We start from the raw sequence: 13695 nt of genomic DNA, 5'->3' as shown, positions 1-13695 counted from the left end.
TGCTACCGGCCGGACGGGGGTGACCAGCGCAACGGCAGGTGCGTGATGCCGTTGATGAAGTTCGACGTCAGCCGGGTCACGGGGCCGTCCCGTTCGACCTGCGGCAGCCTGCCCAGCAGTGCCTCGAAGAACAGGCGCATCTGCAGCCGCCCGAAGTGCGCGCCGAGGCACACGTGCGGACCCTGCCCGAACGCCAGGTGATCGTTGGGGTCCCTCGTGACATCGAAGCGGAACGGGTCGGTGAAGGCTCGCTCGTCGAAGTGCGCCGAGACGTGGTAGACGACCACCTTGTCCCCGGCGGCGATCCGCGTCCCGGCCAGCTCGGTGTCCACGGCCGCTGTCCTGCGGAAGCTGAGCACGGGCGGGTGCCAGCGCAGCATCTCTTCGACCGCGGCCGGGAGCAGCTCGGGGCGTTCGCGCAGCAGCCGGTACTGGTCCGGGTGCTCGGTCAGTGCGAGCACCCCTCCGGGAAGCGCGCTGCGCACGGTGTCGTTACCGGCGATGACCAGGAGGAAGAAGAACATCTCCAGCTCGGCGTCGTCGAGCTGCCTGCCGTCGACGGATGCGTGCACCAGCGCGGTCATCAGATCGTCTGCCGGGTTCCGTCGCTTGTGCGCGGCCAGGTCCTGCGCGTAGTCGAACATGTCCCGCAGCATCGCCGGCGAGCGAGGGTTGACCGGTGTGCCGGTCTCGTCGCGTACAACCTCCGCGTGCTCGGGGTCCTGGTAACCGATCACCCGGTTGGTCCACTCCAGTAGCAGCCCCCTGTCCGCCTCCGGCATCCCGAGCAGCTCGGCGAGGTTGGCGAGCGGGAAGTCGTCGGTGACCTCCCCTGGCAGGTCGCAGTGCCCCTGCGCGGCGACCGCGTCGACCAGCGACCGTGCGCGAGCGGCGATCCGCCCGGCGATGTGCTCCAGCCTCCGCCTGGTGAACACGCCCGCGACGATGCGTCGCAGCCGGACGTGCTCGGGAGCGTCCATGTTGAGGATCATGCGCCGGATGAACGCGAGGTCCTCGGGGTCGGGGTCGCGTATCTGCGTCGCACCCAGCCAGGACGAGTACACCTCCGGGGTGCGCAGCACATGCTTGACGTCCGCGTAGCGGGTGACCGCCCAGTACCCGGGGCCCGCAGGCCAGTCGAACACCTCGTGCTCGGCCTGCCAGCACACCGGCATCGCGTCCCGCAGCACACGGAACCGTTCGTGCGGCGGACCCTCCGCGAAGATCCGCGGGTCGAACACGTCCGGCGGCGAGGTGGGCTCATCGCTGCCCGGCACGCTCATCACCGCTGCCCGAGGAACCGTTCCATGCACGTCGCCAGCGCGACCGGCGTCTCGTCGATGGCGTAATGCCCCGCGTTGGCCATCACCTCCATCTCGAGGCGCGGGTACCACTCGGCGAAGGTCGCCCGCATCGTGTCCTCGCCGAGTGCCGGGTCGTGCTCGCCCACGATCACCTGTACCGCGACGTCGCTGCCGTCGATCTCCTCGTGGAAGTCCGTGGACGACCATGCCCGCAGGTACGCGTCCAAGGCGTGCTGGTCGGAGTGCTCCAGCGAGTGCGCGACCACCGAGTCGAGCCAGACTCCGGTCAACCGGTTACCGGTGGTGAAGTCCACGATCGCGCGCCTGCTGCCCGGATCGGCTGCCGCGCCCGCGAACAGCTGCCAGGTCTGCTCGTCGAACGGAACGCCGCTCGCCGGAACCGGCGAGATGCCGACCATGGAACGGACCCGCTCGGGCGCATCGGCGTAGACACGCTGCATGACGCTGCCGCCCATGGAGTGCCCGACCAGGGAGAACGAGGAGAACCCCAGCTTGTCGGCCGCGGCGAGCACGTCGGAGGCCGCCTCGGCGATGGAGTACTCGCCGGTCACACCGCGCCGCGCCCCGTACCCCCTGTACTCGGGGAAGGCGTAGCTGAAGGTGGCGCCGTCCAGGTGCGGCCACAGCGGTCGCCACGCCTGTCCCGAGCCGAACCACCCGTGCAACCCGATGACGGGATGCTCTCCCGAGCCGACACGGTGAATCTCCGCACTGACCACAGCAACCTCCGGTGTCGTGACGAGGACGGCAGGTGCTATATTCGCTCCTACCGTGCGTCATTCGCACTTATCGAGGAGTAATGGTGAACCAGCTCACACCCGATGTCAACGCGGCGGGTGCCGCGTACTCCCGAACGCTGGGCAACGGCCTGCGGGTGCTCGAGCTGCTGCACCACAACCCGGCGGGCCTCGGCGTGGCCGCGATCGCCTCCGCGCTCGACCTGCACCGCACGGTGGTCTACCGGCTGCTCGGCACGCTCCGCGCCCACGAGCTCGTCGTGACCACCGGCGACGGCAGGTACCAGCTCGGCACCGGCCTCGTCGAGCTCGCCGGCACCGTCCGCGCGGACCTGCGCTCCGCAGCGGAGCCACACCTGACCCGGCTCGCCGCGGACACCGCGGCGACCGCGTTCCTCGCCGTCGCCGACCGGCACGAGGCTGTCGGCATCTGCGTGGTGGAGCCGCCGCACGCGCAGCTGCACGTGAGCTACCGGCTCGGCACACGCCATCCCCTCACCGTGAGCGCCGCCGGCGTCGCCATCCTCGCCGGTCGCCCTCCCGTGCCCGGCGAGCGCGACGAGGTCACCAGGGCACGGCAACGCGGCTACGCGGTGACAGCCGGCGAGCTCCAGCAGGGCGCCTGGGGGCTGGCCACTGCCCTGCCCGCCGCCGACGGTCCCGCGGAGGCGAGCGTCGGCGTGGTCGCCCTGTCCGAGCTCGACACGCCCGCCACGGCCGAGGCGGTCCGCGCGGCCGCCGAGGCGATCGCGGGCAGCTCCGCGGCCCGGTCACTTGACACCCGGATCGGGTACTCCGTTTACTGCCCTTGAGCTATTCCCAACCGTCCATTCGGTCAACACAATGGTGGGCCAGGTGCGAGAGAACGCGGCGCATGCCATGTTCGACGTGGACACGGCATCGCAATCGCTGGGTATCGAGCTGCTCGAGGCAGCCGACGGCAGGGCGGTCACGCGGATGACCGTCCTGCCCGGCATGGTCAACGGGCACGACATCGCACACGGCGGGTACGTGTTCCTGCTCGCCGACACGGCCTTCGCCTGCGCGTGCAACAGCCACGGCCCCGTGACGGTCGCCTCGGCCGCGGAGATCACGTTCGTCGCTGCCGTGCACCGCTCGGACGTGCTGATCGCGACCGCCGCGGAACGCACCACCTTCGGCCGCAGCGGCATCTACGACGTGACGGTGCACCGCAGCCGCGCGGGCGACCTCGACGTGGTCGCGGAGTTCCGCGGGCACAGCCGCGTCGTCGATCAGCAACGTCACTGACCGTGTCGGCCCCGAGAGTCTGGGAGACTGCGCGTCATGGCGACAGCACCCGGTAGCGCGGGCACCCGCGGCAGGCGGCGCGGGCGTCCCGGCTACGACAAGGAGACCTTGCTGCACATCGCCGTCACGCTGTTCAACGAACGCGGCTACGACGGCACGAGCATGGAGGACCTCGGCAAGAAGCTCGGCATCACCAAGTCGGCCATCTACTACCACGTCGACAGCAAGGAGGAGCTACTGCGGCTGGGCACCAACCGGGCACTCGACGAGCTCTTCGCCGTCGCCGCGGAGGCAGGCGCGGCCGACGGCCGGGCCATCGACCGGTTGGAGCATCTGGTGCGCGGCAGCGTGCGCGTGCTCGTCGAGCAGCTGCCATTCGTCACGCTGCTGCTGCGTGTGCGGGGCAACACCGAGGTGGAGCGCGCCGCGCTCGACCGCAGGCGGGAGTTCGACCGTATCGTGGGCGAGCTCGTGCTGCAGGCGGAGAAGGAAGGTGACGTCCGGCCCGACGTCGACCCCGCGACGACGGCCCGGCTCCTGTTCGGCATGGTCAATTCCATCATCGAGTGGTACCGGCCGCGCTTCGACACCGACGATGCCGGTCTGGCCGATGCCGTGGCCAGGATCGCCTTCGACGGTATCCGGGTGAACGGTCGCGCATGACGGTCGCCGGGCTACTGCTGGCCGCCGGAGCGGGTACCCGTTTCGGCGGCCCCAAGGCACTCGCCGAACTCGACGGCAGGCCCCTCGTCGAACACGGCGCCGCCCTGCTACGCGACGCGGGCTGCGAACCGATCCACGTGGTGCTCGGCGCGGCAGCGGACCGGGTGCGCGCCGTTGCCGACCTCGGTGACACGCACCTGGTGACCAACGAGGACTGGGCGGACGGCCTCGCCTCCTCGCTGCGCGCAGGCCTGCGCTCCTTGCCGTCCGGTGTGGACGCCGTGCTCATCACGCTCGTCGACCAGCCACTCATCGATGTGGAGGCGCTGCGCAGGCTGCGCGCGGCGCACGCGGCGGGCGCGGTGGTAGCTGCCGCGCGCTACCTGGGGGTGACGCGCAACCCGGTCCTGCTGGACAGGTCGGTCTGGTCGAGCGTCGTCGAGCACGCGCACGGCGACTCCGGTGCACGCGGGTTCCTTCGCGCCAACCCCGCGCTGGTGACCGCCGTCGACTGCGACGACGCGGGCACTCCCTTCGACGTCGACACCGCCGACGATCTCGCCGAGGTACGGCGGGTGCACGGTGCCCGCGCGCGGCTCGGACACGGTACGGTGACGCCCATGGCTCGTGTCGAATCCACCATGCTTTCGCTAGATACCCATGCACCGGACTTCGCACTGCCCGACCCGTCGGGCAAGATCTGGTCACTGGACGCTGTCGCGGGCCGGCACGGCACGCTGGTCGCCTTCCTGTGCAATCACTGCCCCTTCGTGGCGCACATCGCTGTGCCGTTCGGCGAGGCGGCAGCACGATGGATCGACTCCGGGGTCTCGGTCATCGGGATCAACAGCAACGACACCGACTCCCACCCCGAGGACAGCCCGGAGAAGATGGTCGAGTTCGCCGCCGAATGGAACTGGACGTTTCCGTACGTCTCGGACCCCACGCAGTCGGTGGCCCATGCCTACCGTGCCGCCTGTACGCCGGACTTCTTCCTGTTCGACTCCGGCCGGCGGCTGGTCTACCGGGGGCGCTTCGACGCTGCGACTCCCGGCAATGACGAGCCCGTCACCGGCGCGGAACTCGACAACGCGGTCACGGCCCTGCTCCGGGGCGCGCCGCTCGACGCCGAGCAGCGGCCGAGCATGGGCTGCAACATCAAGTGGAAGCCGGGCAACGAGCCGGACTGGTCCGGCTGAGCCCGGTTCGGGAGTGGAGCCGAAGGTGACCTCGGTTCCATAGAGGGAGCCCGATGTCACCTTCGGCTCCCACCCCCTGGCGTGCCGCGCGGTTCGTCACGCGGACTCGGTGGGCACGTCCTCGACCTCGAGGCCGAGATGCTCGATGTGGTAGATCGCCTCGTCCAGCAGCTGCGCCACGTGGTTGTCGTAGAGGCTGTAGACGATACTGCGGCCCGAGCGCCGTCCCGAGACCAGGCCGAGCGCGCGCAGCAGCCGGAGCTGGTGGGACACAGCGGACTGCTCCATGTCCACCGCCTCGGCCAGCTCACCCACCGCGCACGGCCCCTGCCGCAGGCGGGTGAGCATCAGCAGCCTGCTCGGCGTGGCCAGTGCCTGCAGGGTGGCGGCGACGGTCACGGCGCTGTCGGCGTCGAGCGCGGCGGCGCTCGGACTCGTGCCCTTGACTCCGTGACCCACGCGGCAATACTAACAGCCGGTATTGTTGAAGAACTCTTCATATGATCCTATATTCTTCCGAGTGACGTTGAGCCACGACTCGGAGGACCAGGTGAGCCCGACAGACCAGGCGAGCTCGCGGGCCGATCCCGCAGCCCCCGCCGCCGACAAACCCGCACCGCGACCCGGTCGCACGCGCACCGTCGCGGTGCCCGAGGTGCGCTGGGCCACCGCCGCGACGGCCCTGTTCTCCGCAGGCGCGCTCGCGCAGCTCGCCGGGGCACCGGACGGGCTGTGGTGGGCGCTCTACCTGGCCTGCTACGTCACCGGCGGTTGGCGGCCCGGCCTCGCAGGCCTGCGCGCCGCGCGGGAGAAGACGCTGGACATCGACCTGCTCATGATCGCCGCCGCGCTCGGCGCGGCCGCCATCGGACACATCCTCGACGGGGCGCTGCTGGTCGTGATCTTCGCCGTCTCCGGCGCGCTCGAGGCCCTGGCCACCAGGCGCACCGCGGACTCGGTCCGCGGTCTGCTCGACCTCGCGCCGGACCGCGCGCACCGGCTCTGCCCCGACGGCACCGAGGAGAGCGTCGACACGGCCCGCCTCGCGGTCGACGACGTGATCGTCGTGCGCCCCGGGGAGTGCATCGGCGCGGACGGCGAGGTCCTCGACGGCCACAGCGACGTCGACCGGTCCTCGATCACCGGAGAGCCACTGCCCGTGCCTGCCTCGGCCGGTGACGGCGTCTTCGCGGGCACCCTCAACGGAGCGGGCACGTTGCGCGTACGGGTGAGCCAGGACCCCTCGGCGAGCGTGCTCGCCAGGATCGTGACGCTGGTCGAGGACGCATCGGCCACGAAGGCGAAGGCGCAGCTGTTCATCGAGCGGATCGAGCAGCGCTACTCGGTCGCCGTCGTGGCCGCGACGCTCGCGCTGTTCTTCGGGCCGCTGGCGTTCGGCGCGGACCTGCAGCCCACCCTGCTGCGCGCGATGACCTTCATGATCGTGGCGTCACCGTGCGCAGTGGTGCTGTCCACCATGCCCCCGCTGCTGTCGTCCATCGCCAACGCAGGCAGGCATGGCGTGCTCGCCAAGTCGGCCGTGGTCATGGAAAAGCTCGGTGCCACGACCACCGTCGCCTTCGACAAGACGGGCACGCTGACCGAGGGGACGCCGCGGGTCACCGGCGTCGAGGTACTCGCAGGAGGCGGCTTGGACACCCACGAGCTGCTGGGCCTGGCGGCAGCGGCAGAGTACCCGAGCGAGCACCCCCTCGGCCGGGCCGTTGTCGCGGCCGCTACGGAGCGCGGCATCACGATACCGCCGGTCACCGATTTCGAGGCACGCCCGGGACTCGGGGTCCACGCCCGGGTCGGTACCCGGCGCATCCAGGTCGGCAGCCCGGCCGCGCTGCTGGCCGGGTGCGACGGCACCGCGCGGGAGCGGGCCCGTGCCGGGGTCGCGCGGCTGGAGGCCACCGGGGCCACGGTCGTGCTGGTCGTGGTGGACGGAGTGCCCGCGGGCGTGTTCGGGCTCGGCGACCGGTTACGCCCGCTGGCACGGCAGACGGTGCACGATCTCGCGGCGCTGACCGGCACCACGCCGGTCCTGCTCACCGGGGACACCCACACAGCAGCACGGACCGTTGCCGACGAGGTCGGCATCGGCGAGGTGCATGCCGGGCTGCTGCCGCAGGACAAGGTCGCGCTGGTGCGGCAGCGCGAGGCACGGGGCGAGCGGGTGCTGGTAGTCGGCGACGGGGTCAACGACGCCCCTGCGCTCGCGGCAGCGAGCTGCGGAGTGGCGATGGGCCGTGTGGGCGCCGACCTCACGCTGACCACGGCCGACGCCGTGGTGGTGCGTGACGAGCTGGCCACCGTTCCCGCCGTGCTCCGGCTGTCCCGCAGGGCGCGCCGGTTCGTCATCGCCAACCTGGCCATCGCCGGGTCGTTCATCGTGGCTCTGGTGACCTGGCCACTGGTCGGCCACCTCCCGCTACCGGTGGCCGTGGCGTTCCACGAGGGATCGACGGTGCTCGTCGCGCTCAACGGGCTACGCCTGCTGCGCGAGGCGGCATGGCGGGCCTGAGGCGGGCGTGCCGCCTATCCCCTGCCCACCCGGCGCGGGGCGGTGACGGCCAGATCCGCCTCGATCCGCGTGGCGCACTCGCGCAACCTCGGCAGCACGTCGGTACACATCGACTCCAGCGTGGTCCTGCTGGCGTGCGAGGAGATGTTCGCGGCGGCGACGACCTCTCCGCCGCGGTCGCGGATCGGCACCGCGATCGATCGCAACCCTTCCTCCAGCTCCTGGTCGACCAGCGCCCAGCCCTGCTCGCGCACCGCGCGCAACTCGGTGGCCAGCTCGTCCGGGGTGGTGATGGTGCGCGAGGTCAGCCGGTCCAGGCGTGCCTCGTCCAGGTAGGAGCGCAGCGCCTCCTCATCCAGCCCGGCCAGCAACACGTGCCCCATGGACGTGGCGTGCGCGGAAAAGCGAGTGCCCACATTGATCGTCACGGCCATTATGCGCGACACAGCCACGCGGGCGACATAGACGACGTCGGTGCCGTCGAGGATCGACACCGAGCTGGACTCGTGCACCTCCGCGGAAAGCCGCTCGAGGTGCGGCTGGGCGACCTCGGGCAACGACATGCTCGACAGGAAGGAGTACCCCAGTTCCAGGACCCGGGCCGTCAACGAGAAGTACTTCCCGTCGGTACGCACGTATCCGAGCCCTTCCAGGGTCAGCAGGAAGCGGCGCGCCGCCGCGCGGGTCATCCCGGTTGAGCGGGCGACGTCGCTGAGGGTCAGCTCCGCGGCACCGGAGTTGAACGCCTTGATCACTGCCAGCCCGCGTTCCAGCGACTGCACGCGGTGCGTCCCGCGCTCCGTGTCGGAGTCCGGCTCGTCCATCCCGATCCCTCGTGTCCCGGCTGCCCCTGCTGGTCAGCGTGTGTCGGTGCGACCGCCCGCGCCGGGGTCCGCACGCGCCTGCGCCTCGGGGTCGCCGAGTTCGGCCAGCGTGTTCCCGGCGAGCGCGAAGGCCGCATTCGCGGCGGGCACCCCAGCATAGACGCCGGTGTGCAGCAGCACCTCGGCGATCTCCGCGGGTGTCAGGCCGTGCCCGCGTGCCGCGCGCACGTGCATGGGAATCTCACCGTGGCAGCCGAGCGCCGTCAGCACCGCCAGCGTGATACAGCTTCGTGTCCTGCGGTCGAGCCCCTCCCGTGACCAGACAGCGCCCCAGGCGGCCCTGGTGATGTAGTCCTGGAACGGCTGGGTGAACTCCGTCGTGGCCTCGACGGCGCTGTCCACATGGGCGTCCCCGAGAACCTCCCTGCGGGTCGCCATGCCGTCGGTGTACGGGTCCGTGGGCGCGCTGTCGCTCATCGCAGCTCCTTCAGGTGGTCGAGCAGCAGGCGGTTCATCTCCTCGGGCCGCTCCACGTTCGCCAGGTGCGCCGCGGGGTCGAGAACCTCCATGCGTGCGCCGGGCACCGACTCCGCGATCCACCTGCCGTGCTCGGGGGGTGTGGCCACGTCCTGCTCCCCCGCGATCACCAGCGTCGGCACGGAGACGGCCTGCAGCCCGCCCGCGATGTCCATCCCGCCGATGGCCGCGCAGCATGAGGCGTACCCCTCGTCGGGGGTCGCCTCCACCATGCGCCGCAGCCGTTCCACCGTCTCCGGGTGTGCCGTGGCGCAGCCCGGGGTCAGCCAGCGGCCGACCACCGCCTCGGACACCGCGCGGGTGCCGTGCTCGCGGACCAGCCTGGCCCGCTCGGACCACGGCTGCGGGTCCAGCGCGGCGGATGTGCAGCACAGCGCCAGGCTGGCGACCCGATCGGGGGCATGCTGGGCCAGCCACATCCCGACCATCCCGCCGAGGGACAGGCCGACCCAGTGCACCTGCCTGCACCCGAGCGCGTCCAGCAGCGCGACCGCGTCTGCGCCGAGGTCGGCCATGTCGTACGGCCCGTCCGGCACAGGGGACAGCCCGTGCCCGCGGTGGTCGTAGCGCACCACCCGGTATCCCGCGCCGAGCAGCGCGGGAACCTGCGGGGTCCACATCGTTCTGTCGCTGCCGAGCGAACCGCTCAGCACGACGGTCGGCGCGCCGTCACCCGCGGCGGGGACGGCGGTCTCCTGGTACAGCTCGACGCTCATGAACCACTCTCCTGGCTGTCCTGTCGCCGGTCTCGGGAGGCCGGGGATGCACTGTCACGGTGCCTGGCGAGTGCCCGCTCGACGAAGACGCCCGCGCTGCCCAGGTACCCGGCGGGATCGAGCAGCTCCGCGAGCCGCTGCCTGCTCAGGTACGCGCCGACCAGCTCGTCTGCGGCGAGCACGTCGGCGAGCTCGCGGTCCTCGGTGACCGCGCGCCGGCAGCAGGCCGCCACTGCGTCGTGCGCGGCGAGCCTGCCGACCGGCCCCTGGCCCCTTTCCTGGTCCTGTCCCGCGCCCGCGACCTCCACCAGCTCGGTCGTCACCCGCTCGGCCAGCGGAAGCCCGCCGGCCGAGTCCAGGTTCGCCCGCATGCGGGTGGGATCGACCCGCAGGCGGTCCAGGCTGGTGCGTAGCCAGGTCACGGCAGAGCCGGTGCTGCGCAGCAGCTCGCCGAGCGGGCGCCACTCCGCGTGCCACGCGCCCGCCGCACGCTGCAGCTCGTGCGCCGCGCTGCCGAGCAGCGTGCTCACCAGGCCGGGAGCCTGCGCGCTCGCGGCGGCAGCCGCGACGGCGGCGACGGGGTTGCGCTTGTGCGGCATCGCCGACGAACCGCCCGAGCCCGCATCGACCTCGAACACCTCGGCCACCTCGGTCTGCGCGAGCACGGTGACATCCCGCACGATCTTGGACACCGCCGCGCTCACCGCGCCGAGCGCGGAGGCGAGCGCACCGACCCTGCCGCGGTCGGTGTGCCAGGGCAGGCCGGGATCGGCCAGCTCGAGGTGGCGGGCGAGGGCGGTGACCACGTCGGGCCCGCGTGCCCCCAGCGAGGCCAGCGTTCCCGTCGCACCGCCGAGCTGCACGGCCAGCCGCCCGCGCGCCGTGGACAGCTGCTCGCGCGCAGCGCACACCGCGGACAGCCAGCAGGCGGCCGTCAGCCCGAACGTCACCGGCTGCGCCTGCTGCAGCAGTGTGCGGCCGGACTGCACGGTAGCCGCGTGCCGCTCGGCGAGCCGCGCCAGCGCGTCCCCGCACCCGGCCAGCTCGTCGAGCAACACGTCAAGCGCACGGGCGGAGACCAGCATCGTGGCCGTGTCGAGAACGTCCTGGCTGGTCGCACCGAAATGGACATACCGGCGCGCCTGCTCGTCCACCCGGGCGCTCAGCGCCCGGACCAGCGGGCCTGCCGGGTTGCCGATCCCGGTCGCCTCGGCACCGAGCTCGGCCGGGTCGAAGTCCGACGCGTGGCACTGCCCGGCTATGCGCTCGGCGTCGGCAGCCGGGAGCAACCCGCAGTCCGCCTCGGCCCGCGCGAGCGCGGCCTCGAAGTCGAGCATCGCCTGGAGCCAGGCCGTGTCATCGACCGCGGCCCGCACCGGCCCGGCGGCGAGCATCGGATCGAACAGTTCAGACATCGAAGAAGACTGTCTCGCGTTCGCCCTGCACATGCACGTCGAAGGTGTACCCGTCGGTGCTCGGCCGGGCAAGGAGGGTCTGCCTGCGGTCATCGGGCACCGTGCTCAGCACCGGGTCGGCCGCGTTGGCCTCGGGCCGGTCGGCGAAGTACGCGCGGGTGACGACCCGGTGCAGCATGCCCCGCGCGAACACCGATAGGTCCACGTGCGGTGCTTGCAGCACCCCGCTGCGGTCCGGCACACGGCCGGGTATCACGGTGAGGATGCCGTAGTCGCCGCTGCGGGTGTCGCTGCGCCCGAACCCCCGGAATCCGCTGCCGATCTCGGCGGAGCGGGGGTCCTCGGGATGTGCGAAGCGCCCGTGCTCGTCACACTGCCAGGTCTCCACGAGGGCGTCGGTGATCGGCTCACCGGCGCCGTCGATGACCCTGCCCCGGATCCACACCGCCGACGGCGTGCCTTCCGGCACGACGAACGGGCCGTCCTGCCAGGTCAACCCGATGTGCAGGTACGGGCCGACCGTCTGGGACGGGGTGCTGGGCAACGTGCTGCTAGTGGTCATGGTCGTCGTCCTCGAACGGCGTGGCCTCGCGGCCGCGGAGCACGATGTCGAACTCGAACCCGAGCGCCCAGTGGTCGGTCGTGCGGTTCATGTCGAAGCGCGATACCAGCCTGTTCCTGGCCGCCTCCGGAACGGAGTTGAAGATCGGGTCCTGGTCGAACAGGGGGTCGTCGGGGAAGTACATCTGCGTGACGAGCCGCTGGGTGAGCGACCTGCCGAACAGGGAGAAGTGAATGTGCGCGGGCCGCCACGCGTTGTGGTGGTTCTTCCACGGGTACGCGCCCGGTTTGATCGTGGTGAACTCGTACCGCCCGTGCTCGTCGGTCAGCGTGCGCCCCGCCCCGTCGAAGTTCGGGTCCAGCGGGGAGGGCCAGACATCCGCGTCGTGCCGGTACCGGCCACCGGCGTTGGCCTGCCAGATCTCCACGAGCGAGTTCGGCACGGCCCGGCCGTCGCCGTCGAGCACCCTTCCGTGCACCACGATCCGCTGCCCGACGGGTTCGCCGGGGTGCTGCACCGTCAGGTCGTTGTCCCGCTCTCCGATGCGCCCCTCACCGAGCACCGGGCCGGTGATCTCCGTGGCCGACTGCGGCAGCGTCAGCGGCTGCCGCAGCGGATGGCGCAGCGCGGTCGACCGGTAGTCGGGCGAGTCCAGCGGTGGGTGTGTCCCATCGGGGTCGGGCCGGTAGGCGGGCAACGCGAGGGTCCGCTGGTGGCGGGCGCTCACGGCCGGATCCCCTCGACGACCACCGCGAGGCCCTGGCCCACCCCGATGCACAGCGCGGCGAGCCCCCACCTGCCTCCGGAGCGCCGTAGCTGGTGGGCCAGCTGGGTGATGACCCGCCCGCCGGAGGCGCCGAGCGGGTGGCCGATCGCGATCGCCCCGCCGTTGATGTTGACGATCTCCGGGTCGAGCTCGGGCCAGTCGGCCAGGCAGGCAAGCGACTGTGCGGCGAAGGCCTCGTTCAGCTCCACAGCGGCCAGGTCCGGCCAGCCGATCCCGGCACGCCGCAGCGCGGTCTCCGCCGCCTGGACCGGCCCGATGCCGAACACGTGCGGATCCACACCGGCCGCGCCGCGCCCGGCGACCCGCGCCAGCGGCGTACGCCCCAGCCGGTCGGCCGCGGCCTCGTCGCCGAGCAGCAACGCCGCCGCGCCGTCGTTGAGCGGCGAGGAGTTGCCCGCGGTCACGGTACCGTCCGCGCGGAAGACCGGCTTGAGCGCGGCCAGCTTGTCCAGCGAGGTGTCGCCACGCATCGACTCGTCCCGGCTCAGCTCCGTCCCGGGCACGGCGACGACATGGCTGTCGTAGAAGCCGTCGTCCCAGGCGCGTGCCGCCCGCTGGTGGCTGCGCAGCGCGAACTCGTCCTGCCGGGCACGGTCGATCTTGTACTGCTCGGCGAGGATCTCGGTGCCCTCCCCCAGCGACACCGTCCACTGCTCCGGCATGTCCGGGTTCGTCATGCGCCACCCGAGCGTGCTCGAGTGCAGCGTCGCGTGACCGGCAGGGAACGCCTTCTCCGGTTTCGGAAGCACCCAGGGTGCCCTGCTCATCGACTCGACGCCACCCGCGGCGACCAGCGAGGCATCCCCGAGCGCGATGGTGCGGGAGGCCTGCATCGCCGCGTCCATGCTCGAGCCGCACAGCCGGTTGACGGTCGTCGCCGGGACCGAGGTGGGCCAGCCGGCAAGCAGCGCGGCCATCCGGGCCACGTTGCGATTGTCCTCCCCCGCCTGGTTGGCGTCGCCGAGACACACCTCGTCGACCGTCGCCGGGTCGCAGGAGGTGCGCTCGGCGAGCGCACCGAGCACGACCGCGGCCAGATCGTCCGGCCGCACCCCGGACAGCCCGCCGCCGTGCCGGCCGAACGGGGTCCGCACCCCGTCGTAGATGTACACCTCGTTGGTCATGCCGGTCCTT

At 71.8% G+C, this 13695-nt stretch carries 15 protein-coding genes; 5 read left to right on the top strand and 10 right to left on the bottom strand.

The window, feature by feature from the left end; genetic code table 11:
- Window positions 1–2: 2 nt before the first annotated feature.
- Together CHB84_RS08360 and CHB84_RS08355 are read right to left on the bottom strand one after the other, a co-directional pair.
- Window positions 3–1277: a cytochrome P450 gene (locus tag CHB84_RS08360; protein WP_245818630.1), complete on the bottom strand. Its 1275-nt coding sequence runs from the start codon at window positions 1275–1277 to the stop codon at window positions 3–5.
- 5 nt (window positions 1278–1282) lie between these two features.
- On the bottom strand, window positions 1283–2044 hold the full coding sequence (locus tag CHB84_RS08355) for an alpha/beta fold hydrolase (RefSeq protein ID WP_089300953.1): 762 nt from the start codon (window positions 2042–2044) through the stop codon (window positions 1283–1285).
- Window positions 2045–2127: 83 nt separating this feature from the next.
- On the opposite strand from CHB84_RS08355, the gene CHB84_RS08350 reads away from it, so the two are divergent.
- The 4 genes from CHB84_RS08350 (at window position 2128) to CHB84_RS23905 (ending at window position 5193) form a co-directional block, all read left to right on the top strand.
- Window positions 2128–2874: an IclR family transcriptional regulator gene (locus CHB84_RS08350; RefSeq protein WP_176439857.1), complete on the top strand. Its 747-nt coding sequence runs from the start codon at window positions 2128–2130 to the stop codon at window positions 2872–2874.
- Between the two features lie 67 nt (window positions 2875–2941).
- Window positions 2942–3331, top strand: a complete 390-nt coding sequence (paaI, locus tag CHB84_RS08345; protein WP_089301062.1) for a hydroxyphenylacetyl-CoA thioesterase PaaI — start codon at window positions 2942–2944, stop codon at window positions 3329–3331.
- A gap of 36 nt (window positions 3332–3367) precedes the next feature.
- A complete protein-coding gene (locus CHB84_RS08340; RefSeq protein WP_089300951.1) occupies window positions 3368–3994 on the top strand; it encodes a TetR/AcrR family transcriptional regulator in 627 nt (208 codons plus the stop codon).
- Window positions 3991–5193: an NTP transferase domain-containing protein gene (locus tag CHB84_RS23905; protein WP_217898490.1), complete on the top strand. Its 1203-nt coding sequence runs from the start codon at window positions 3991–3993 to the stop codon at window positions 5191–5193. The genes CHB84_RS08340 and CHB84_RS23905 overlap by 4 nt, the downstream gene beginning before the upstream one ends.
- 96 nt (window positions 5194–5289) lie before the next feature.
- Here the strand turns inward: CHB84_RS23905 and CHB84_RS08325 are convergent, their stop codons facing one another.
- Window positions 5290–5652, bottom strand: a complete 363-nt coding sequence (locus CHB84_RS08325) for an ArsR/SmtB family transcription factor (RefSeq protein WP_089300950.1) — start codon at window positions 5650–5652, stop codon at window positions 5290–5292.
- Between the two features lie 187 nt (window positions 5653–5839).
- On the opposite strand from CHB84_RS08325, the gene CHB84_RS08320 reads away from it, so the two are divergent.
- Window positions 5840–7720 (top strand): heavy metal translocating P-type ATPase, encoded by a 1881-nt coding sequence (locus CHB84_RS08320; RefSeq protein ID WP_245818636.1) that lies wholly within the window; start codon window positions 5840–5842, stop codon window positions 7718–7720.
- Between the two features lie 14 nt (window positions 7721–7734).
- Here CHB84_RS08320 and CHB84_RS08315 read toward each other — a convergent pair whose 3' ends face one another.
- The 7 genes from CHB84_RS08315 to CHB84_RS08285 are packed head-to-tail and all read right to left on the bottom strand — an operon-like array spanning window position 7735 to window position 13685.
- Entirely contained in the window at window positions 7735–8544 is an 810-nt protein-coding gene (locus CHB84_RS08315; protein WP_089300949.1) for an IclR family transcriptional regulator, read from the bottom strand.
- A gap of 33 nt (window positions 8545–8577) precedes the next feature.
- Window positions 8578–9021, bottom strand: a complete 444-nt coding sequence (gene pcaC, locus CHB84_RS08310) for a 4-carboxymuconolactone decarboxylase (RefSeq protein ID WP_089300948.1) — start codon at window positions 9019–9021, stop codon at window positions 8578–8580.
- Complete coding sequence (gene pcaD, locus CHB84_RS08305; RefSeq protein WP_089300947.1) at window positions 9018–9797, bottom strand: 3-oxoadipate enol-lactonase; 780 nt, start codon at window positions 9795–9797, stop codon at window positions 9018–9020. Before pcaD ends, pcaC begins: the two co-directional genes overlap by 4 nt.
- Window positions 9794–11212, bottom strand: a complete 1419-nt coding sequence (pcaB, locus tag CHB84_RS08300; protein WP_089300946.1) for a 3-carboxy-cis,cis-muconate cycloisomerase — start codon at window positions 11210–11212, stop codon at window positions 9794–9796. Before pcaB ends, pcaD begins: the two co-directional genes overlap by 4 nt.
- Window positions 11205–11774, bottom strand: coding sequence for a protocatechuate 3,4-dioxygenase subunit alpha (gene pcaG, locus CHB84_RS08295; RefSeq protein WP_089300945.1), 570 nt, complete (start codon window positions 11772–11774; stop codon window positions 11205–11207). Before pcaG ends, pcaB begins: the two co-directional genes overlap by 8 nt.
- A complete protein-coding gene (pcaH, locus tag CHB84_RS08290) occupies window positions 11764–12501 on the bottom strand; it encodes a protocatechuate 3,4-dioxygenase subunit beta (RefSeq protein ID WP_089300944.1) in 738 nt (245 codons plus the stop codon). Before pcaH ends, pcaG begins: the two co-directional genes overlap by 11 nt.
- The gene (locus tag CHB84_RS08285) at window positions 12498–13685 is read right to left on the bottom strand and encodes a thiolase family protein (RefSeq protein WP_089300943.1); all 1188 of its coding nucleotides are present in this window, start codon (window positions 13683–13685) and stop codon (window positions 12498–12500) included. Before CHB84_RS08285 ends, pcaH begins: the two co-directional genes overlap by 4 nt.
- Between the last annotated feature and the right edge of the window lie 10 nt (window positions 13686–13695).

The organism is Haloechinothrix alba, from assembly GCF_900188115.1.
GTDB lineage: Bacteria > Actinomycetota > Actinomycetes > Mycobacteriales > Pseudonocardiaceae > Haloechinothrix > Haloechinothrix alba.
This window is presented reverse-complemented; position numbering and strand designations above follow the sequence as displayed.